This is a genomic window from Bacteroidia bacterium (assembly GCA_026932145.1).
Taxonomy (GTDB): Bacteria; Bacteroidota; Bacteroidia; order J057; family JAIXKT01; genus JAIXKT01.
In genome coordinates, this window is record JAIXKT010000022.1 from 37,385 (window position 1) to 58,948 (window position 21,564).

Consider the following 21,564-nt stretch of genomic DNA (forward strand, 5'->3'; position numbering starts at 1 on the left):
TCTGTGTTAATTTATTTTGGAAGCCATAAAAAATCACAAAGTCATTTCAAAAAAGTGTTACTTTGTTACCTAAAATTTCGTTGTTATGCAGGTAGTTTCCGGTTCTTTTTTGAAATCATTGATAGGGTCGTGTATTCAGCTTACCGGTGGGCGGCTCGCGGGGAGTGAGCAGGAGCGTAAGGGGCAACAATGGTTCGCTGATTTACTGTCTCAGCAGGGAGCTAAAATCAACTGGGAGCCATTTCAAGCTCGATTTACGGCCAAGTTTCATCTGCTTAAAATATTTTCAGTTTTAGGCTGGCTTAGTTTAGGTTTAGCCATAGCCTTACCTTTGTTGGGTATTGGTTTAGCTCTTTTTAATGCGATTATCTTCATAATGCATTTTTTCTTGAACAAAAAGTGGTTGCATCTATTTTTCCCGGTGGGGGAATCTGCGAATGTAACGGCTACTTTTGAGCCGCAAGGAGAAGTTAAAAGAACGCTGCTCTTTAGTGGCCACATGGATAGCGCACGGGAATTTGTTTGGTGGTACTATTTTAAAAAATGGGGGCTATTCATAATGCTATTTGGCGGCGTATTGTTGATTTTATTGCCAATAATCCTGACACTGCTGTATTTCTTTCGTTTAGAGATAAACCCTAAGGATTTAATCCCTATTTGGGTGCTGACTATTAGCTGGTTATCTCTTGTTTTTATGCATGGTTGGAAAATATCACCCGGGGCGCAGGATAATCTTTCAGGGATAGTTACGGCCTATGGTGCAGCATTGGGATTATTAGATGCCAATAATCATGGAAAAACAATTTTACAACATACCAGAATCGTTGTAGTTAGCTTTGCAGCGGAAGAAGGCGGTATGCAGGGGTCTAAAAAGTTTGCGATAGCTCACCCCGAACTGGCAAACGAACATACCCGAGTGATTAATTTGGACGGAATCATGTACACAAGTCAAGTCCATGTGGTTGAAAAAGAATTTATGTCCCAAGTTACCTTTGATGCGCAGGTTTGTCAGAGTGTTAGCCAATCTCTAAAAGAGGTTGGAATAGAGCCTAAGCCGGGGCATATCCCCATTGGCGGAACTGACGGCGCCAGCTTACAACGTGCCGGAATCCCCACAACATCAATTGTTGCGCTACGCTTTAATACCATTGACCCTACCTACCACACCCGCTTAGATCTACCGGAAGCTATTGAAAATCAAGCATTAGAAAAAGTAGCTCAAGCATTAACTTTGTATGCTATTAAGTGGGATAAAGAAACAATTGGCTGATATGCTCTTCTTTAGAAAGATTTTTTAGCTTAACATTAGTTTGTATGAAAAATATACAACGGGAAGATATTCACCTAATAAGTCAACACAGCAATTTGACTCAAGAAGATATTGAAAAATCCTTAGAATCAAATGTTTATAATAGCAAAGAGGCTTGGTTAAGTTTTTTTCGTTTGCTTTTGGGTAGTTTAGCTGTTGGCCTTACGGTATCCGGTATTATTTTCTTTTTGGCATATAACTGGGCGGGACTGCATAAATTCGTTAAACTGGGGCTAACAGAAGGGCTGTTAATTGCAGTTACCGGCTTAGTACTATTAGCCAAAATAGACACAAATACACGGAACCTGATTCTAACGGGGGCTTCCTTTTTGATTGGGGCTTTATTCGCCCTATTCGGGCAAATTTATCAAACAGGTGCTGACTCTTACAATCTCTTTTTGGCTTGGACAATTTTCATTACGCTGTGGGTTGCTATATCAGATTTCGCTCCATTATGGCTGCTGTATATTATCTTGGTTAATACAACACTTTTATTGTATATTCAGCAAATAGCCAAAAACTTACCTGATTCGTTGATTTTTGATTTACTACTTATTCTGAATTCTATATTCCTGATTTCTGGTATTCTTATTTCTCGAAAAAATAAAGCAATAACCATTCCCACTTGGTTTTTGAATACACTCGCATTAGCTTGTGCGGCTATTTCAACGCTTGGAATTAGCATTGGAATCCTTGACCATCATAATCTTATCTTGCTGATTTTAATTTCATTAGTTGCTATACTTTTTGCCTTAGGCATTTGGTATGCGCTAAAAATCAACAGTATTTTTTATCTTTCATTAATCGCATTTAGTCTTATCATTATTGCCTCATCTCTATTGGCTAACATTTTAGATAACGAAATAATGTTTTTGCTTGTGGGTGTATTTATTGCTTCCAGTATTACATTGACAGTCAGATTTTTACTTATTCTTCAAAAAAAATGGGCACATGAAAACTAAAGAAGAACTTAGGGATCTGTTAGATTCCTTTCAGGCTACGGCAGAAAATAAAAATATAACGTTTGATGAAGAGGCAATATTAGCAGCCTATTCTAAAAACCAAAACGGGCAGTCGCTACCCATAAAAATACTGTCTGTTTTGGGCGGAATATTGGCAACCGCTGCATTTTTAGGATTCCTTTTGGTAGCCGGATTATACAACTCTATCGAAGGGCAATTGATATTCGGGATAATCTTTACCACAGCTGCTATCTGGGTAAACAAAAAATATGATGCCATAATATTAGATACCGTAAGCATTTCTTCTTTCTTAATTGGCCTTATCTTATTGGCTTTCAGCCTTTCTCAATTAGAATTAAATGGAAGCTTAATCTGTGTTATTTTTATCTTGATTGCTCTTGGCTCATTGACTATTGCTCAAAACTATCTATTATCATTTATTTCTGTGTTGATAATCAATGGGAGCATATTGGCACTCATTGTGCTTAACAAAGCCTATGAATTGGCTCAGTTTTATGCTGCGGCACTTGCTTTAGCTCTAACTATTTTTCTTTTGTGGGAAGCAAAGATAATCACAATGAACGTTAGGATTTCTAAACTCTATAACCCCCTAAAAACCGGACTAAGTTTCTCTTTTTTAAGTGGTTTAATCCTTTTAGGTGTTAGAACCATCCTACCTATTTCGCCGGATTATTTATGGATAACTTCCGGAATCATCATTTTGGCAATTGTTTATGTAGTTTTTAATCTCTTAAGAGCATTCGATATTGGCGAAGATTGGCACAAAATTACTGCTTGTATTTTGGTGGTTATTACATTATTACCAACTGTTCTATCGCCGGCTATTTCAGGTTCGATTCTCTTTATGATATTAAGTTTTCGGGTAAATTATAAACTCGGCTTAGTTTTGGGTATAATTTCTTCTATCTATTTTATTGCCCAATATTACTATGACCTACGATTTACCCTACTAACGAAATCTATACTCTTGTTTTCTGCCGGAATATTTTTTGCAATTCTATATTTAGTCATTTATAAAAAACTGATAATCAATGAAAAAATATAAACGGCTGATAATAATTCTAAACTTAGCTCTTTTTTTGCTCTATTTTAACTACTTGATATTTCAGAAAGAAGACCTATTAGATAGCGGCCAGTTAGTTTTATTAAAACTTGCACCCGTTGATCCCCGTTCCTTAATGCAAGGGGATTATATGTCGCTTCGTTATGATATTCCGGCAAAATTTGATTTTGCCAAATTATCCGAAAGAGGCTATTGTGTTGTTCGGCTTGATGAATACGGAGTTGCAGCATTAATACGATTTCAGGAAGACATAACTCCACTGGGTTCGGGTGAATATTTAATTAAATATGCCTTAGTTGATAAATGGAATCTTAAATTTGGCGCAGAGTCTTTCTTTTTTCAAGAAGGGCAATCCCAAAAATATGAAGTAGCAGAATATGGCGGCCTAAAAGTTGATGATAATGGAAACAGCTTGTTGTCTGGCCTTTATGATAAATACAAAAAGAAAATCAACTGATTATGAGGAATATTTTTGTTTTTTTATTACTGCCTTTGGTGCTGATTAAGTAGCTTTAGGGAATGCTTTGGGTACTTAGGGTTTGCTTGTGGGTGCTTTTATGGGCAACGCTTCTTTGCCGACAGGGATTTGGCATTATAGAAACAAAGTGGCAAATTGAATTGGCTCGTACCGTAGAGCCTAACATCGGCCATGAGCTAAGAGTACTCATTCCCAATGACTTCTATTTTTGGGAGCAGCAAAACAATTATTGTCATGCTGAAATTTTAGTTTCGATAGTTGTCCGTTCAGCTATGATGCAAGCCCTGTATGCAGATGAACGTTCCGAAACATCGGCCTACGCACTAAGCCAGTCTAATCCTAAATTTTTCTTTTTTCGTTTTTGGATTCCGCCTACTTTAGGTGGTAATGCGGTAGAAATATTTATCGAAAATCCGGTTACCCGCCGGCATATTTTATGGCAAAGCGAATACTCACTTCCGGCACACAACAAGATAGAAACAAGCTTACCAATGTTTCTCAACAGCGAAACACAAACCCCAATTCTAAGTAAATATTTTCCGGTTGATGTTAAAATATTGCAGGTTGAAATAGCTGCACAGGGAATCATAAGTAAGCCCGTTGTGCTGCAGCAAACCCTGCTTAAACGAGATAATACCACCTCTAATCCCGATGCAGTTGCCTATGTACCAGTTGAATACCAATCTCACGTGGTACGCCCAACAACAAAAAAACAAACCATGAACCAAAAAATAACCTTAACCAACTTAGACCCCGGAGAATACTTAGTACAATGGATTTGGTTCGCAGATGACCAAGTAATTGGAGAATCCAGCAAATCCTTCATCTTACCATGGAATGGAATCAATCAGATATTTGAAAATATAGATGATGCCATCGAACAACTGATTTACTGCACCACAAACAAAGAAATACAAACTCTTCTACAAATCCCTAATAAAGAACTGAAACAAAATGAATTTATTCATTTTTGGGAAAAACAGCCTGTTTATCAAGAACCTGTTTATCTAAAAATCGGAAAATATTATCAACAAATTAAGTTAGCAAAAGAAAAATTTGGCTCATGGCAAAACGACCAAAGTAGAATCTTTTTCCAATTAGGGCTTCCCCAACAAATAAAATATATCGGAAAAAAACTCTATTGGCACTACCCTGAACTAAACCTAAGTATCGGCTTTCACCAAGAAAAAGGTATCTGGAAAGTTGACCCCATATAAAACCAAACCAACCTAAATTTCCACAAAAACTATATTGATAAACTTATTAAAAAACTAAAAACCAATTAATTATAGTTTAAATTATTCTCTATTAAATGGAATATTAATGGTAACCGTAACAGCGTTTTGGTATGCAGAATTTCCTAAAATTCGATAATGGTAATCAAAACGCACTACTTTGAGGATGTTTCCAATGCCGGCAGAGACTTCTAAGTGTCGAGTTGTTGGGGTATCCAAGAAATGAGCACCCATAAATTCATGCCATTTAAGTCGGCGAATAAGTGGCACTTTGTTTAAGATAAAGCCCCCAAATTGGTGTTCTATGTGTGCTTCTAACCAGCTTTGAGCGGTACTGTTAGAGTAATAATCAAATAAAGAAAATTGACGTAAAGTTTCTTTGCGAAATATTGTTTGATTTCCCTTAAAATGCTGGTAATCAGGGAAATATATTTTATCTCGATTGCCAAAATAGCTTCCGTAGCGTATCATCCAATTTAAGGTGCCGAATAATTTCAGGTTAAAATCATCCTTTAAAATAGCTTCTGCCCATTGAAAAGTAGAGGCTGTGGTGCTGAATGGCAGCCCTTGCCGGTAGCGAAGGGTGAGTTCCGGCCAAGCAGAACCTAAGTTCATTTTACCTTCCGGAACAGAAATATATTGGTTCGCAAATACAATATCAGCAGATAAATCTACAATAAGTGCCTGATGGTTAGGGATATAAATATTACTTAGGTATGGGCGGTCAGAACGTTTAAAGCTATAATCGGAGGTGTTATCGAGGCTGTGGCGGTCTTCCCAAGTAACCGCAGCTTTGAGTTTCAGGCCATTAGTAACTTCACCTTTGGCATATACCTGAGCATAAGTACGTTGAAACATTTTAAGATAGTTTTGCCGAGCATACAAAGAATACAGTTCGTTTACGGTAGTGCTAATCTGCTCCTGCTCTCCAAACGCGCTCACATAATACCCTCCGGACGCACCTACCCATAACTTTTGTTTGGGATATAGGTAATGGTCTAACAGCAGTTGATAAGAAATTTTTCGGTTAGAAAAGCCATAACGTAGGTCTCCCCCTAACTTTGTCCGTTTAATTTCCCCAAACCACCAAGTTTTTGTTCCACTTAGGTTTACCAAAAAACCCTCCATCGTATTAAAACTGATGTTTTCTAATAACGGTTTAAGTTGAAATGTATTTTTATTCCGAATATTTTTATAGGTATAACCAAACATTAACTTATTGTAAGTCAATTTATTGTTTTTCCTATTCAGTGAATCTGCGTAATGCGGGTCATTCACTAAGTTGGCGATGCTGTCTTTGTAGGCAAAATCAGATGCTTCTAATGAGTCTAAGGGGACGGGGCGTGTTTGTACCCAAAAAATAGAGTCTTTTTTGTTAGCTCCTTCAACTACGGTTAAAATTTCATTTTTGTTTTTGAAGGGGTCTTCTTCCTTTTTAGGTTTTGTTTTGTTCGGTTGCTTATCCGGTGTTGTAGTCTTGGCTTTAACTTGCTTTTTGGGGTTAGTGGTCGGTTTAGAATCCACTTTGGGGAGTGATAAAGAATCTCTTTGCGGAATGGGTGTTGTAAACTGATATTCAGATAATACTGAAGATGAAGAACCGCTATAATGCAATTTTAAGAAAGAGCCTTTAAACTCAAACCCGACTTGAAAAGGCATCCAGACTTCTTCAGAATAAGGAACATAGGTTTGATAAACCCGAATAGAATCTACATATTCAATAGGTTGATTATCAGTTAATAGCAAATCGAATCCCTGAACTGCAAAGGATTGATCCACAATGTAAATAGTTCCTTGAAATACCGGATCATGTTTTCTTTTGGGGATAATCTGAATTTTATAGATTGTACGGTTATTGTCTCGGGTGCTTCCCAAAAGTTTAAAGTCATAGTAAAAAAAGGTATTGTTTGCCAAAGGCGATATGAAAGCGCGCTCTCCTGAGCCGATTTCTACTTTTTCTTCATACAAAGAAAATTGTAAAAATAGGTTTCCGAATAATGAAAAAGATTCTTTATTTCCGCTTACTCGGGAGGCGATTATTTTTTCTTTAATATCGGGTTTTTTGACATAAACTTCTGATATAGTTTCAGAAAGGTACAAAACTCCGTTTCCGAGATCTTTTACAATTTCTTTGAGTTTTTTTACATCCATTTTACTGTCTGGCGACAATTGTATTTTGGTTTTAGTGTATGCTTTAAATTGATACGCTGGGTTCAGTTTTTTGTAAAATGCCTTTCTATCCACTGCATTTTTGATAATTCCGTAGGCAGGGTCTCGCCCGTCTTGCGTAATAATAACATCCGGCAAATACAAGTCTTCTTCAATTAGTTTAAAGGTTATTTTTTTGTCTTTAAATAATTCGATAACCTCTGTATGGGTTTGGTATCCCAGATATTTGACCCGAAATGTATAAGTATCCGGTGCTAATTTGAATGAATATGAGCCGTCTGCATTACTTACTGTACCGTTTGTGGTACCTGCAATGGTTAGGATAGCATACGGTAAAGGTTCACCCTTACTATTTTTGACAAACCCGCTTAGGGTTACCAAATTTTCTTGTGCTAATGCAGGCAAAAATAAGTTACATAAAAAAACACATAAAATACCGAAAAAAATATCCTGTTTTTGGGGCATAAGTGCTACAAAGTTTCAAAGTTAAATAGAAGGCTTTGGCTCAGAAAGTATGACAAAAAGATTGGCAATGAAGGAATAGCTTTACAATTTATGCCTAAAACAAACCCAAAATCACTTATCTTCATTGCCAAAGCACAAAAATATCCAAAATTGGCTTGAAAAGGAACGGAACTCAGAATTATTTGTGTGCCACCTACCGGAAGCAGTTGAGCTAATTTAAGTGGCCAATATCCAATAATTAAAAATTCCTACTGAACTGATATTTTTATTTTTTTGTATTGGTATTTATTATCTTTGCACCTTGAAATGAGTGAGGTACTACATATTATCCCGCATCAGCACCAGATTACGCAACAGAGCCGAGAAGAGTTACTCAAGCAACGAGGCGCAGTATTGTGGTTTACCGGCCTTTCCGGTGCCGGAAAATCAACAATGGCCGGCTTAGTAGAACGAGAACTGTATCAAATGGGTTACAAAACATATTTGTTAGACGGCGATAACGTTAGAACTGGCCTAAATAATAACCTATCTTTTTCGGAAGACGATAGAGCAGAAAATATTCGCCGTATCGGTGAAGTATGCCGCTTGTTTGTAGATGCTGGAATCATTGTGCTTTCTGCCTTTATCTCCCCCATGATTGCTGATAGAAACTTTGTCAGAAGCCGAATAGATAACGGCTGCTTTTTTGAGATATACGTTAATGCCTCGCTTGCTGTTTGTGAATCAAGGGACGTAAAAGGCTTGTATCAAAAAGCTCGATCCGGAGAAATCAAGCAATTTACAGGTATCAGCTCTCCATTTGAACCCCCTTTAAATCCTGAATTAGAATTACTTACCGGAGCTTCTTCGCCTGAGGCTTGCCTACAACAAGTTTTACAAACAGTTTTACCTAAATTAAAATATTCCTAAAATATGCTCACTCGATTAAACCACTTACAAGTTTTAGAAGCGGAATCTATCCATGTGCTTAGAGAGGTAGCTGCACTCTTTGAGAGACCCTTTATGCTGTTTTCAGGGGGTAAAGATTCTATTATAATGTCCCATTTAGCCAGAAAAGCTTTTTTTCCCGCCAAAATTCCATTTACTTTTTTGCATATAGACACAGGGCATAATTTTCCGGAAACTATTGAGTTTCGAGATCGTTATATGGAAAGAATTGGCGGAAATCTATTGGTTCGTTACGTTCAAGATTCCATTGATAGCGGGCGAGTTATGGAAGAAAAAGGGTACAACGCCAGCCGAAATGCCTTACAAACAGTTACTTTATTAGATGCCTTAGAAGAGTTAAAAGCTGATGTAGCAATGGGCGGGGGAAGACGCGATGAAGAAAAAGCGCGCGCCAAAGAACGATTTTTCTCCCATAGAGATGAATTTGGACAGTGGGACCCCAAAAACCAACGCCCCGAACTCTGGAATTTATACAACGGACGCAAAAGAATTGGTGAGCACTTCCGTGTTTTCCCAATATCTAACTGGACTGAAATGGACGTTTGGCAGTATATCTTAATCGAAAATATATCAATCCCCAGCATTTACTTTTCCCACGACCGTGAAGTGATTGTGCGGGACGGCCAAATCTTAGCTAAATCTGACTACATACCAACCAAAGAAACAGAAACCGCCCAAGTAATGAGAGTGCGATACCGCACCGTAGGTGATATGACCTGCACCGGAGCCGTCCTCTCAGAAGCAAATTCTTTACAAAATATTATTAATGAAGTAGCATCATCCAGAGTTACAGAGCGCGGTACCCGTTCAGACGATAAACGCTCAGAAAGCGCTATGGAAGACCGAAAAAGACAAGGCTACTTTTAAAAATATAACGAATAATGAACCAGAATTTTACAGATAACCAAGCATATCTTGATATGGAGCTACTGCGCTTTACCACCGCCGGTAGCGTTGATGACGGAAAAAGTACCCTCATCGGAAGACTCCTTTATGATAGTAAATCTATATTTGAAGACCAATTAGATGCTATCAAAGCAACCTCTACCCGAAAAGGTTTTGAAAATGTTGATTTATCACTGCTAACAGACGGTTTAAAAGCCGAAAGAGAACAAGGAATAACGATAGACGTAGCCTATCGCTATTTTTCAACACCTAAGCGTAAGTTTATCATTGCAGATACTCCCGGCCATATTCAATATACCCGGAATATGGTTACCGGAGCATCCACAGCTAACGTTGCCTTGATTTTGGTAGATGCCCGTAATGGTATCGTAGAGCAGACTTGCCGCCATGCTTATATCGCCTCTTTACTTCAAATTCCACACATCGTTATTTGTGTTAATAAAATGGACTTGGTGGACTATAAACAGGAGTACTTTCTCAATATCCAAAAAGGATTTCAGCAAATAGCTAATAAAATTGACGTAAAAGACGTTCACTTTATCCCCATTTCAGCACTAAAAGGAGATAACGTAGTAGATACCTCCTCAAATATGCCTTGGTATAAAGGAACAACCTTAATGTATTTATTGGAAAATATCTATATTTCAAGTGACCCGAACAACATAGATGCACGTTTTCCGATTCAATATGTTGTTCGCCCACAATCAGAAAAATACCATGATTATCGAGGATATGCAGGCCAGATGGCCGGAGGCAAACTTCGCCCGGGAGATAAAGTGGTCATATTACCATCCGGATTCAAATCTACGATAAAAACAATAGATCTTTTTGAAACCCAATTAAACGAAGCCTTTGCGCCAATGTCCGTTACCATCACATTAGAAGACGATATAGACATCAGCCGAGGGGATATGATTGTGCGGGAAAATAACCAACCCGAAGTAGGCCAAGATATTGATGTGATGATTTGCTGGTTAAACGAAAAACCAATGAACATTGGCGGTAAATATGCCATCAAACATACCACAAGAGAAACACGTTGTGTCATAAGAGACGTTCGCTATAAAATGAATATCAATACCTTAACAAAGGTTGAAGACGATAATAACATCGAGATGAACGATATTGCCAGAATTTCCCTCAGAACGATGCAGCCACTTCTGTATGACAGCTATCGAAAAAATAGAGATACTGGAAGCATTATCCTGATAGACGAAGCAACTAATGAAACCATTGGAGCCGGCATGATTGTCTAAGTATTTGATATTTAGACAATCCTATTTTAAATAGATAATGTTGTAGAATCAACCGATCAGATTGTTTGTTGCCTATCTTTGTTACAACCAATTTCTGTAATTGAGTACCAAATTTATGAAACAATATACAGCTTCACGGATCTCTAAGGGAAATACTACATTTCCAGCAAAACTAATTATAGATGATAACGGCGTTACGTTACAATTACCCAGTTGGTTTAACAATCAGGAAAAGACAATCCCATTTTCAAGGATTTCATCCGTAAATATCGAATGTCCTTTTATAGGTTATTCTACCATCATTATTGAAACCACCGGAGAAGGTAAAATTGCTGTTCATGGTTTTTTAAAGGCAGAAGTTACCGAAATGAAAAAGGATATACTGCAAAAGATTGGATAAACTGCATAGTAGTTCAAAAGCATAACTTATCTTTTAATAAGATAAGTTATGCTTTCTGAATCACAGTTAAGCGCTTATCTTTTGTAGGTAGTGAATAATGATTGATTTGCCAGTCCAGTAAGACCTGCCAGCAAGGGTAATAATGCATAAATACGGTAGCGCATCAAACCGCCAACATTGGCAACGGATAAACCAAGATACCCACCATAAACTATTCCGAAAATAATTAAGGATAAAAAGAGCAAACTATTATCATCCAGTTGCTTACCGGGCAAATAACGCATAATTAAAAACAGCATTATTCCCAGATAAGCCACTAACAATATATTTTCGGTACAAAGAAACTTTAGCCAAGTGGAATTTACCTGCCAAGGAAAATATCCCGGAAAAGTAATCAACACTGACTGTGGAAATCGCTCCCAAAAACCTCGATAACTTACCTCAAAATTAGGTGTTTTTATCGTATTACTGGATTGTTCTAATTTACATTCATTTCCCAACACAGATTGCCGCGTAGAATAGGCCTGATGTATCGTGTAAAAAAAAGTAAATTGCTTTGAATACAGAAAACAAGCTAATGGAATACTTATTAAGAGAAAATACCGCCACAAAATCGTTTTTTGGAATACCAAAAACCTGACAGCATAATAAAAACATAAAATCCCCCAAAGTGCTACAAATAGATACAGTTTTATGATTATCAATAAAAAAGCTGATACTAACCAACGTGAGAAACGGTAAAAATTACCTAAAACAGGCCGGCGGCTAACCATAAAATAGTCAGAATCCATCCAGCAAATTAAGAAAGCTGGCCACAGCATAAGCTCTTTGTTAAGATCAGTAGAAAAAACAAATAGAGAAGGCCAAAGAAGCAATACTATCTGCCATAAAAACACATTCCCAAAATAACGATTGGATAACCAGAAAATAAATTCTATGTGAATCCTACAGCAAACCATAACGAGCAAAAACCACAGTACCACAATCGAATGTGCTGTTCCCCAAAGTAAAACAGCTAAAATCTTGCTATAAAAAAACGCAAAACCATTTTGACCGTATTTCGGTTCATCTAATGTGTGATTTGAAGCCTGACTTTGGGGATTAAATTCCCAGCTCAGCCAAATCTTAGTCGTAAAATCCGAATAATGAATAATATGTTGGTTCAGCAACTTAGCATCATGTACATAAGAAATCATATCCCGAGTTGTTGAACAAAAAGTACTGATTATCAACCAGATAACAAAAGTACTTAAATACCCAAATATAGCTACCCAAGTCAGAACTTTGCGTTCAAAAGAAAAAAAGCGAATATGGCGATTCAAAAAATAGATTGTTATTAGAGCAACTATACCAATAAGATAATCCTGCCATTCCCAAGAATACATTCCTGAATTAGTTTAGATATGGGATAAGTTCGCCGGGGTGATTCAACACTAAGTCTGCGTGAAAATCATCTTCTGCTACTAAGGCCGTTTTCAGCCCAATCCATTGCGCAGGCATTAAATCTCGGGCTTTATCTCCCAGCATCCAAGTGTTTGTCTTTTGTAAATCATACTGAGCTACAGCACGCTCAAAAAATAACGTTTGTGGCTTCCGGCATAAACATTTTTCGACATCGGGATGATGAGGACAATAAAAAATGTGGTCAATTCGTCCGCCTGATTGCCCTATATGGTTGCACATATAGGCGTGCAAGGCAGCTACATGTTCATGCGTATAAAGCCCTTTTGCGATCCCACCTTGATTGGTGATAACGACAATCTTGTAGCCCAACGAAACCCCTGCACGTATGAGATCTAAAATACCCTCTCGAAAACGAAACAAACCTTTTTCCCAGATATAACCAGATTCCTCATTAATAACTCCGTCTCTATCTAACAATAAGCCTTTATTCATCGTAGCTGCAAAATACCTATTTAAAACTTAAAATACAAAAACAAATCACAACTATTTGAAAATCAAAATTTAAAGTAAATCAAGATACCAACAGACGAATGAGCATATCAATAATTTTTTCTTGTTGATTTTCAGTTAGTTTTATGCCGGAAGGCAGGCAAAGCCCATTTTGAAACAATTTGGTTGAAAAACCATCCCCGAAGTACAAATCTTCTTGGAAAATTGGTTGAGTGTGCATTGGATTCCATGCAGTTCTTAGTTCAATTTGTTTATTAGCAAAATTTTGAATAATTTCTATAGAATTGAATGAAATATCAGGAAAATAAAACACACTAAGCCACCGGTTAGATGTTGCGGGGTCAAGTTCTTGCTGAAAGCGAAATGGGATTTTTCCGGTAAGTAAGTGCAGATAATTTTCAAATATTTTTCTTTTTTGCTGAACCCGCCAACTTAGTTCCGGTAGTTGGGCTAAACCAATAGCTGCCGATAGACTACTTAGATTGTAGTTATAACCAATTTCTTGATGCAGATAATAACGAACCGGCTGTTTTGCTTGATTGGCAATTCTTCGGGCTGTTGTTCGGTACTGTGGGTTTGCAAGATACAACGCACCGCCTCCTGATGTAGTGATAATCTTATTCCCATTGAATGAAACGATACCGGCATCCGCCAAACCAATAGTATGTTTTTGTTGATACGTAGATCCCAAAGATTCTGCTGCATCTATAATTAGTAGTAGCTCATTTGTATGGCAAAATTGGAGCAGTTCTGCATAGTTACAGGGCATTCCGTATAAATCCACAGCTATCACAGCCTTAACAGTAGCACCTGCTTTCCGTCTGGAAGCCAAAGCCTCTTGCAGCCAATCCAGCGATATTGTCCATGATTCCGGTGAAGCCTCTACCAAAATAGGTTTTGCACCGGTATAAATTACCGGAAAAATACTTCCGGCAAAAGTATTGGTTGGGCAAAGTACTTCATCGCCGTGAGAAATTCCCAGAGCTATCAATGCTAAATGCAATGCAGCAGTGCCGGAATTGACAGCGATAACTTCGTCTAACGAAAATAATAGAGCTAACTGTGCTTCAAATGTAGCTACAACAGGGCCGTTAGGTGCTAACCATTTTGATTCAATAACCTGATTAATAGACTCTTGCTCTAACCCTGTTAGCTCTGGCGGAGATAGCCAAATCATAAGGGTTTTACTCTATAACCGTTACTTTCAGCATATTGGTTCGTTTACGGGCATGTAGCGGAATAGAAGCTGTGTTGATAACAACATCTCCTTTGGTAAGGATTCTATCTTGCTCTAATAGATTCAGCACATCATCAATAGTTTCGTTCGTGCCTTTAAATTGGTCATAGTAAAACGCACGAACTCCCCAAACGAGGCTCAGTGTTTTAATCATGGTTCTATTATCCGTAAAGATGTAGATATTCGCTTTTGGCCGGCATCTGGATAGTTGGAATGCGGTGTATCCGGAACTGGTCATGCTCACGATGGCTTTAGCATTGGTTTCGAGAGCAAGTTTTACGGCGGTTACGCAGGTTGCATCTGCCAGAAAGGTTGGAGATTCCGGATTTGCAGTCATATTTCGGTGATAAATAGACTCTTGCTGTTCTGCTTTAGAGATAATACTTTGCATCACCCGTACGACTTCCACTGGATGTTTACCAACGGACGTTTCGCCACTGAGCATCAAGGCATCAGCACCGTCTAAAACAGCATTAGCCACATCGGTAGTTTCTGCGCGGGTCGGACGCTTATTTTCAATCATAGACTCTAACATCTGTGTAGCTACAATAACTGGCTTGCCCGCTATATTACATTTTGAAACGATAATTTTTTGCCAAATAGGAACTTCCTCTAAATAAATTTCTACCCCTAAATCTCCTCGGGCAACCATTACGGCATCCGTTGCTTCGATAATGGAGTCAATATTTCGTAGAGCTTCCGGTTTTTCTATCTTCGCAATTATCCGTGCTTTGGAGTTTTTTCTTTCAATATATCGCCGTAACTCTATAATGTCCATCGCAGTTCTGACAAAAGATAGTGCTATCCAATGAACCCCATTACGAAGGGCGAAGTCTATATCCGATAAGTCTTTTTCAGTAATACTGGGTAATGAAACTTTTACATACGGTAAATTAACACCTTTTTTAGAGCCGATTTCTTCTCCATGAGCAACGACCAACTTTACGGTGTCTGTGCCATTGGATTCTAATACTTTTAATTCCACCTTGCCGTCATCTACCAATATCAGATCCCCAATATGTACATCTCTGGCAAAGGTTTCGTAAACCATCGGTAGCCGATTACCTTCCTGCTCCTGAATAGCAGTACACAACTCAATAATATCTCCTTTTTGAATGGGATACGGTTGCTCTAACTTGCCAATTCTGAGTTTAGGTCCCTGTAAATCTATCAAAATAGATAGATTTAAGTCATGCTCAGCATTAATCTCTTTGATTAAATCTATGGTTTTCTGGTGCTGCTCTTGGGTTCCGTGGGACATATTGATGCGGCAAACATCTAACCCTACTTTGCTCATTTCTAATAAAATGTCTTTCGGAGTGCAAGCCGGCCCCATCGTGCAGACCATCTTTGTCTTACTATGAAATACCTCTATCATGTTTTTATTTTGCTAAAAATTGGATATTGAATAACGGCGGAATATTCTATTTCTGAAATCGGATTGAGTAATTGAAGATAGTAATTTGCGTCTAAACTACTATCTTCAGGTGGAATAATAACCATAAAAGCTGTAAATTGGTTTAACTGCTGTTGTGCTTTGAGTGAAGTAAGCCAGTCCAACTTTTCATATATAATCAATTCGCAATCAGTTAGCTGGTCTTTTCCTAAATAATGAGGATTTTCAGAATATTTTGTTTGGCTACTATGCAAGACTATTTCAAACTGGTATTTTTGGTTTAATAGCCAACATAGCTGCCAGATAGGGATAGCGGTGCGAATTCCAAGAAGATGATACTTAGGAGCATCTATTGTGCTTTTTTTTTCGCTGGAACTTCGCTTCGCAAACATAGCTCATTGTTTGCAGCAAATATAATTATTCTATTGGACGAAGTTAAGAGGTTGTTTAAAAATGGTGTAAAAATTGTTAAGAGGTTGTTTGAAATTTATTTTTTTATTCTGTTAAGCATAATTCTAATCATTAGCTAAGTGTACAAAGCTTGTACTGCATTCAGGGTGGAATTCATAGTCATTAACCAATCTTCGTTGAAAACCAAGCCATCCAAAAGTTCGTTCAACTATCCATCTCTTGGGTAAGACATTAAATCCACTAATTCCTGCCACTTTTTTTACAATTTCCAAAGTGTAATTCAAACTTTTTAAAATCCATTCAGCTAAGTTACCGGTATAACCTTGATCTGCCAATATTTTTGTCAATCTAGGGTACTTATATCTTAATTCTTCAAGAACATATTTAGCTCCTTCTCTGTCCTGAATATCAGCGTTATGAATCACAATAGCTATACCAAAGTAACCAAGATTTAGGAATATCAAGAAATTAAAGTTGATAAAAAAAGGGTTCGGTAATTTAAAAAAAGCGAGGGAGTAATAACTTTGCAACATCAAACATCCCGATAAAAACTTTCTGACGATAGATGAGGTGCTTGCCCTTCAGTTAGCTCATCGCAAACAAAAAGATAAGCGTTTAGCAGACCGGCTCAAGGTGATTTTGTGCTTAAATAAAGGGTTGAGCTATGCACAAACGGCAGATTTATTGCTGTTAGATGATAACACCGCGCGGACTGCATACGAGTTGTATAAGACACAAGGAATAGAAGCGCTAACGCAATTTAATTATTGTGCTCCCAAGGGGTATTTAAGTGAAGATGAAGAAAAATCACTTTCCGCTCATTTAGAAAAACACTTATATGCCTATTCAAAAGACATACAACATTACATCCAAAACACCTACCAAGTAGAATACACGGTGGAAGGAGTTCGCAAACTATTAGATAGATTAGGATTTGTGTATAAGCGAACCAAACATTTGCCGGGCAAAGGCGATGTGCAAAAGCAGCAGGAGTTTATAAAAACCTATAGGGAACTTAAAGCGCAAAAGGGGAAAGAAGATGAGATTTATTTTATGGACGGAGTACATCCCTTGCATAATTCTATCCCTGCCAACGGCTGGATAAAGAAAGGGCAAGAAAAAGCCATAAAAGCCAATACCGGCAGGCAAAGAATGAATATTAACGGAGCCTGTAATGCGGCCAAAGCAGAAGTAATTATAGAAGAATCAGAAACCATCAATGCACAGTCCACCGTAGCGCTTTTTGAGAAAATGCAACTGCACCAACCCCAAGGAATACTACATGTCATTGCCGACAATGCTCGATATTATAGAAGTAAACTGATTGCTGAATACATCAGAGATCATCCTCGCATACAATTACATTTTTTACCTCCTTACTCACCGAATCTCAACCTTATAGAACGGCTTTGGAAATTCTATAAAAAAGAAACCCTCTACAACCGCTATTATGAAACGGTTGATGAGTTCAAAAAAGCAACCCATCTTTTTTTCGATTCCCTCAAAAATCGAAAGATAGAATTAAAATCCTTGCTTCAAGACCAGTTTTATTTTCCGCATCTCTGTTTTTCTTAATTCCTGAGTTGGTTTGGTATAACCGCCAAAGCGGTTTGCTAATTCCTGTAAATTCTATTGACGAAATTTTAAAACATCTTGACAATGGCTAAAGTGTTGATGTTACATAGAGTTTTACCTGAAAAACTCATAACGCAACCCAATGCCTACACAACATTTGGGACATTGATTTCATCGGAATACTTTGAAACAGTTTTATCGTTACTGAAAAATGAAAATTTTGAATTTGTTACGATTTCAGAAATAGCATCGAGAAACAAAAAAAACAAACTTGTTGCTTTAACTTTTGATGATGGCTATTCGGACAACTTTGAATTTGCATTGCCAATTCTACAAAAATACAATGCGACAGCAACGTTTTTTCCTGTTGTAGAGCCGTGCAAAAACAATTCGGTTTTACCTCTTGACATTTACTACCAATGTATAGATGAAATGAATTTAAACGAAGAACAAAGATTTGATTTCATCAAAGGCGAAACGAAGCGGAAATTTTATTTAGCAGAACCAAAAGAACAAATGAAATTACTCAAAGAGTTGTTTGCGAAACTTCCAAAACAAAACAGAGTAAATTATATGAGTACCGAGCAACTTAGACAACTTGCTGAAAATGGCTTTGAAATTGGTTCGCACGGAATGACACATTCACTTTTGACAGCCGATTATATGAACGAAGAAAAAGTGTTGACAGAATTGCAACAATCAAAAAAATGGATTGAACGTGTAATCGGAAAAAATGTTTTGGCTTATTGTTTCCCTTCGGGAGAATATAATTTCCGAATGACTGAACTTGTCAAACAAGTTGGTTACACATCAACTTGTTTGGTTTTCAAAAAAGAAAATGAAAAAGAGGCTTTGCCTTCTTATGATAGAATATTTGTAAAACCCAATTCGCTTGACGAATTACAAAACGCTTTAAATGTTGAATGAAGATAGCGGCAGTTATAGTTACACACAATCGTTTAGAATTGTTGCCACGAGCTTTGAAATCTGTAAAAGAACAAAGCCGTAAACCTGATTTTATTTATATCGTTTCAAATTCAACAGCCGACAATTTTGAAAAAGAACAAAAATTGTGTGCTAACTTTGGTTTCCAAACTTTAAGAAACAGCAGAACGCAAAACTACGCAGGGGCATTAAACACAGCCGTTGAAGAAATCATAAAAGAAAACGGAATTTCAGAAGATTTATATTTTGCTTCGCTTGATGATGATGATGAATGGTTGCCAAATTATTTACAAGAAATTGAAAACAACAATTCTGATAATTACGAATTGTTAGTAGGTAGTTTACTGCGAAGCAGTAATACAGAAAACAATTTATTGGTTTTGCCAAATGAATTGTCGGAAAAGGATTTTCTAATTGGCAACCCGGGAATTTCAGGTTCAAATACATTTATCAAATTAACAACATTGTTAAAAGCAGGTGCTTTTGACGAGGGACTTTCTGCAACTATTGACAGAGATTTTTTCGTTCGGGTTTTTCTACAAAAACCTAAATACAAAATCGTAAACAAACATCTTGTTACACAACACACAGACAACGACAGAGAAAGAGTAACAACAAGTGGTGATAGAAAAAAACGAAGTTTGCAAATGTTCTATTACAAGTACCATTCGTTAATGAGTAATAGTGAAAAAGCAGATTTTTTAGAACGTGCCGAAAGATTATTTTCTATTTCTAAAGAAAATTTTGAAGAAACTTTTTCAAATGATGTTCCAATATTAAAACGTGAAATAGAATTTTCAGGTAAAGGAAAATATCAATTCATTATTGGTTTTATTGCGGGTGACACAGCAATTACCGAAAGAATAATTACACAAATTATTGAAAAGAAAATTTCTGTTAATTTACTTGTAATTATTGACAATACACCAAAAACTCAAAACCTTTCAAAGTGCAAAGACATTTTACAAACTCACAACATTGCTCATAAAATTGTAGAACATAACGAATGGAAATCAAATTTGGCAAAAGGACATTACGGTTCTACTTTCAAATCGTTTGCTGAAATAAATTCTATTCCATTAGGCAGAACAATTTTACACCACCATTTATTTACAGAAACAAACGACTTTCAAAAACCTGTATATTGGATAATTGATGATGATATTTCGTTTTCAACAACAGTAACAAATGGTTCTCAATCCGCAAATTTGTTTGAAATAATCAATCATCATTTGGAAAATACAGACGGAATTATTGGCGGTATTAGTAACGACCCGCCTGTTCCTGCATTAAGTTGTATTCGCGGACAGTTGATTGATTTTTTTCACAGCTATCAGGCGAATAACGTATTTACTTCCGATTATTTGAATGTTAGAACAAAACCCGATTATTATTATGACTTGTCTGATATTCACAGCGACCATTTGGAAATACCAATTTATCACACAAAAGCGAATGAAGAAAATCTATCACAAATCTTTTCAGGCAAATCAATTTCAAGACAAGCGTTACAAAACGAATTAAAAGCAATAGAAAAAACCGTTTCAAAACGTGGTGCAAATACTTTGGTTTTCAATCGTGATTTATTGCATTATTATCCTGTAATCAATCTTGAAGTAAATAATAAATTCGCAAGACGTGGCAATTTGACTTGGGCTTTGCTCAATCAAGTTGTTTCAAATAAGAAAATTATTGAACACACTTTTTGTATCAATCACAACAGACCGAAATCTAATTTCAGTTTGGATAGAGAACTTGATAAATCCGCTTATGACATAATTGGCTATGGCTTTTAATAAAGCTATTTTTCAAGTAATTGAAACAATGAAGCAAAACAAAAACGCAGATATTTTTGCAGAGCTGCTCACCGAAAACAATTTCAACGAACTGAAACGAATTTACATTTTCTATTTACAAAGGCGAAAAAGACGTTTCCTGATGAATTATTATCGAATTATCGGCTTGACAAAAATTATTTTTGAAAAATTTAGTATTGGGGAAATGTATTACGAGCAGTTCAAAGATGAAACTAAAATTTTGCTGTTTGAAAATCTCCTACAAGACGATATTTCGGAAACGAATCTAAGAAAATTTTTGGAGGAATTAAATCGTATTGTTAGGTACACAAAATTAAGAGATAATGAATCAAGTATTTGAAAAGTCTTTGTTTGATGCAGAACAATGCTTTAATAAATCCTTAGAAACATTAGTTGATTATAAGGAAAAGCATATTTGTAACCAATTATTACCTTTTGATTTTGAAAGAACAGAAAATATTTCATTTCATAAACTAATTTTCTCTACTTCTAATGGCGTTTTTTTATTGGATACAGAGAAGAAACTTTTTAAACAAATTCTGAAAGGTAAATTTTATGGAATTACACAATTAAATGATTTTCAATGGTTTTTAACACGTTCAAACAACATCGGTGAACGCAACCACGCCTTTAATGAACGAATTACAGATATTACTTTACTAACATTAGACGAAAAAAAAGAAGCATTAAAAGATATTAAAGTTGTTTTATTCGGAATACCAAGCGAAGTACATCAAATAGATATTTACGAAAATATACTTTATATGCCGCATACTGGATATAACCAAGTTTTGACTATATCTGTACAAGATTTATTAAAAGGAGTACCAAAACAACTAAAAGACTGCCAATCAACTGAATTAAAAATTCAGTCATCAAGCCATTTAAATTCAATATTTATAGATGATGAAAAATGGTATTTGATAGCACACAATTTTACAATGCAAACCAATAAAATGAGTGATGCCTTGATGTACAATGCTAAAACCAAATATTTGGATATTATTAACTGATGTTACGCAATATTAAGTAGTATTTTTAAGACTTGGTGTTAATA

21 protein-coding genes are annotated in these 21,564 nt (G+C 36.6%); 14 read left to right on the forward strand and 7 right to left on the reverse strand.

Annotated elements, in window-relative coordinates; all coding sequences use genetic code 11:
- The first annotated feature begins 85 nt into the window (after nucleotides 1-85).
- The 5 genes from LC115_06480 (at nucleotide 86) to LC115_06500 (ending at nucleotide 5,050) form a co-directional block, all read left to right on the forward strand.
- Nucleotides 86-1,270 (forward strand): M28 family metallopeptidase, encoded by a 1,185-nt coding sequence (locus LC115_06480; protein ID MCZ2356321.1) that lies wholly within the window; start codon nucleotides 86-88, stop codon nucleotides 1,268-1,270.
- Nucleotides 1,271-1,314: 44 nt separating this feature from the next.
- Nucleotides 1,315-2,271, forward strand: coding sequence for a DUF2157 domain-containing protein (locus LC115_06485; protein ID MCZ2356322.1), 957 nt, complete (start codon nucleotides 1,315-1,317; stop codon nucleotides 2,269-2,271).
- Nucleotides 2,261-3,337 (forward strand): DUF4401 domain-containing protein, encoded by a 1,077-nt coding sequence (locus tag LC115_06490; GenBank protein ID MCZ2356323.1) that lies wholly within the window; start codon nucleotides 2,261-2,263, stop codon nucleotides 3,335-3,337. Before LC115_06485 ends, LC115_06490 begins: the two co-directional genes overlap by 11 nt.
- The gene (locus LC115_06495) at nucleotides 3,324-3,812 is read left to right on the forward strand and encodes a GDYXXLXY domain-containing protein (protein ID MCZ2356324.1); all 489 of its coding nucleotides are present in this window, start codon (nucleotides 3,324-3,326) and stop codon (nucleotides 3,810-3,812) included. The genes LC115_06490 and LC115_06495 overlap by 14 nt, the downstream gene beginning before the upstream one ends.
- 62 nt (nucleotides 3,813-3,874) lie before the next feature.
- Entirely contained in the window at nucleotides 3,875-5,050 is a 1,176-nt protein-coding gene (locus LC115_06500; protein ID MCZ2356325.1) for a GWxTD domain-containing protein, read from the forward strand.
- Nucleotides 5,051-5,131: 81 nt separating this feature from the next.
- On the opposite strand, the gene LC115_06505 is transcribed toward LC115_06500, so the two are convergent.
- Nucleotides 5,132-7,702 carry a DUF5686 and carboxypeptidase regulatory-like domain-containing protein gene (locus tag LC115_06505; protein MCZ2356326.1) on the reverse strand — a complete coding sequence of 857 codons (2,571 nt, stop codon included), beginning with the start codon at nucleotides 7,700-7,702 and terminating at the stop codon, nucleotides 5,132-5,134.
- A 306-nt stretch (nucleotides 7,703-8,008) separates the two neighbouring features.
- Between LC115_06505 and cysC the strand changes: the two genes are divergently transcribed.
- The 4 genes from cysC to LC115_06525 all read left to right on the forward strand — a co-directional run bounded on the left by cysC (nucleotide 8,009) and on the right by LC115_06525 (nucleotide 11,212).
- Entirely contained in the window at nucleotides 8,009-8,611 is a 603-nt protein-coding gene (cysC, locus tag LC115_06510; protein ID MCZ2356327.1) for an adenylyl-sulfate kinase, read from the forward strand.
- Between the two features lie 3 nt (nucleotides 8,612-8,614).
- A complete protein-coding gene (gene cysD / locus LC115_06515; GenBank protein MCZ2356328.1) occupies nucleotides 8,615-9,517 on the forward strand; it encodes a sulfate adenylyltransferase subunit CysD in 903 nt (300 codons plus the stop codon).
- Nucleotides 9,518-9,531: 14 nt separating this feature from the next.
- Nucleotides 9,532-10,812 carry a sulfate adenylyltransferase subunit CysN gene (gene cysN / locus LC115_06520; GenBank protein ID MCZ2356329.1) on the forward strand — a complete coding sequence of 427 codons (1,281 nt, stop codon included), beginning with the start codon at nucleotides 9,532-9,534 and terminating at the stop codon, nucleotides 10,810-10,812.
- 115 nt (nucleotides 10,813-10,927) lie between these two features.
- Nucleotides 10,928-11,212, forward strand: a complete 285-nt coding sequence (locus LC115_06525) for a PH domain-containing protein (GenBank protein ID MCZ2356330.1) — start codon at nucleotides 10,928-10,930, stop codon at nucleotides 11,210-11,212.
- Between the two features lie 74 nt (nucleotides 11,213-11,286).
- Here the strand turns inward: LC115_06525 and LC115_06530 are convergent, their stop codons facing one another.
- The 6 genes from LC115_06530 to LC115_06555 all read right to left on the reverse strand — a co-directional run bounded on the left by LC115_06530 (nucleotide 11,287) and on the right by LC115_06555 (nucleotide 16,703).
- Nucleotides 11,287-12,408, reverse strand: coding sequence for a hypothetical protein (locus tag LC115_06530; GenBank protein MCZ2356331.1), 1,122 nt, complete (start codon nucleotides 12,406-12,408; stop codon nucleotides 11,287-11,289).
- Nucleotides 12,409-12,604: 196 nt separating this feature from the next.
- Nucleotides 12,605-13,108, reverse strand: coding sequence for an HAD-IIIA family hydrolase (locus tag LC115_06535; protein ID MCZ2356332.1), 504 nt, complete (start codon nucleotides 13,106-13,108; stop codon nucleotides 12,605-12,607).
- Nucleotides 13,109-13,187: 79 nt separating this feature from the next.
- Complete coding sequence (locus tag LC115_06540; protein MCZ2356333.1) at nucleotides 13,188-14,303, reverse strand: aminotransferase class I/II-fold pyridoxal phosphate-dependent enzyme; 1,116 nt, start codon at nucleotides 14,301-14,303, stop codon at nucleotides 13,188-13,190.
- Between the two features lie 7 nt (nucleotides 14,304-14,310).
- On the reverse strand, nucleotides 14,311-15,738 hold the full coding sequence (gene pyk, locus LC115_06545) for a pyruvate kinase (protein MCZ2356334.1): 1,428 nt from the start codon (nucleotides 15,736-15,738) through the stop codon (nucleotides 14,311-14,313).
- Complete coding sequence (locus tag LC115_06550; protein ID MCZ2356335.1) at nucleotides 15,738-16,151, reverse strand: hypothetical protein; 414 nt, start codon at nucleotides 16,149-16,151, stop codon at nucleotides 15,738-15,740. The genes pyk and LC115_06550 overlap by 1 nt, the downstream gene beginning before the upstream one ends.
- Nucleotides 16,152-16,274: 123 nt before the next feature.
- Nucleotides 16,275-16,703, reverse strand: a complete 429-nt coding sequence (locus tag LC115_06555; GenBank protein MCZ2356336.1) for a transposase — start codon at nucleotides 16,701-16,703, stop codon at nucleotides 16,275-16,277.
- A gap of 37 nt (nucleotides 16,704-16,740) precedes the next feature.
- On the opposite strand from LC115_06555, the gene LC115_06560 reads away from it, so the two are divergent.
- The 5 genes from LC115_06560 to LC115_06580 all read left to right on the forward strand — a co-directional run bounded on the left by LC115_06560 (nucleotide 16,741) and on the right by LC115_06580 (nucleotide 21,520).
- Nucleotides 16,741-17,745: an IS630 family transposase gene (locus tag LC115_06560; protein ID MCZ2356337.1), complete on the forward strand. Its 1,005-nt coding sequence runs from the start codon at nucleotides 16,741-16,743 to the stop codon at nucleotides 17,743-17,745.
- A gap of 84 nt (nucleotides 17,746-17,829) precedes the next feature.
- Nucleotides 17,830-18,672, forward strand: a complete 843-nt coding sequence (locus LC115_06565) for a polysaccharide deacetylase family protein (GenBank protein MCZ2356338.1) — start codon at nucleotides 17,830-17,832, stop codon at nucleotides 18,670-18,672.
- Entirely contained in the window at nucleotides 18,669-20,486 is a 1,818-nt protein-coding gene (locus LC115_06570) for a glycosyltransferase (GenBank protein MCZ2356339.1), read from the forward strand. The genes LC115_06565 and LC115_06570 overlap by 4 nt, the downstream gene beginning before the upstream one ends.
- On the forward strand, nucleotides 20,476-20,847 hold the full coding sequence (locus LC115_06575) for a hypothetical protein (protein MCZ2356340.1): 372 nt from the start codon (nucleotides 20,476-20,478) through the stop codon (nucleotides 20,845-20,847). The genes LC115_06570 and LC115_06575 overlap by 11 nt, the downstream gene beginning before the upstream one ends.
- Nucleotides 20,831-21,520: a hypothetical protein gene (locus LC115_06580; GenBank protein MCZ2356341.1), complete on the forward strand. Its 690-nt coding sequence runs from the start codon at nucleotides 20,831-20,833 to the stop codon at nucleotides 21,518-21,520. Before LC115_06575 ends, LC115_06580 begins: the two co-directional genes overlap by 17 nt.
- Nucleotides 21,521-21,564: the final 44 nt, after the last annotated feature.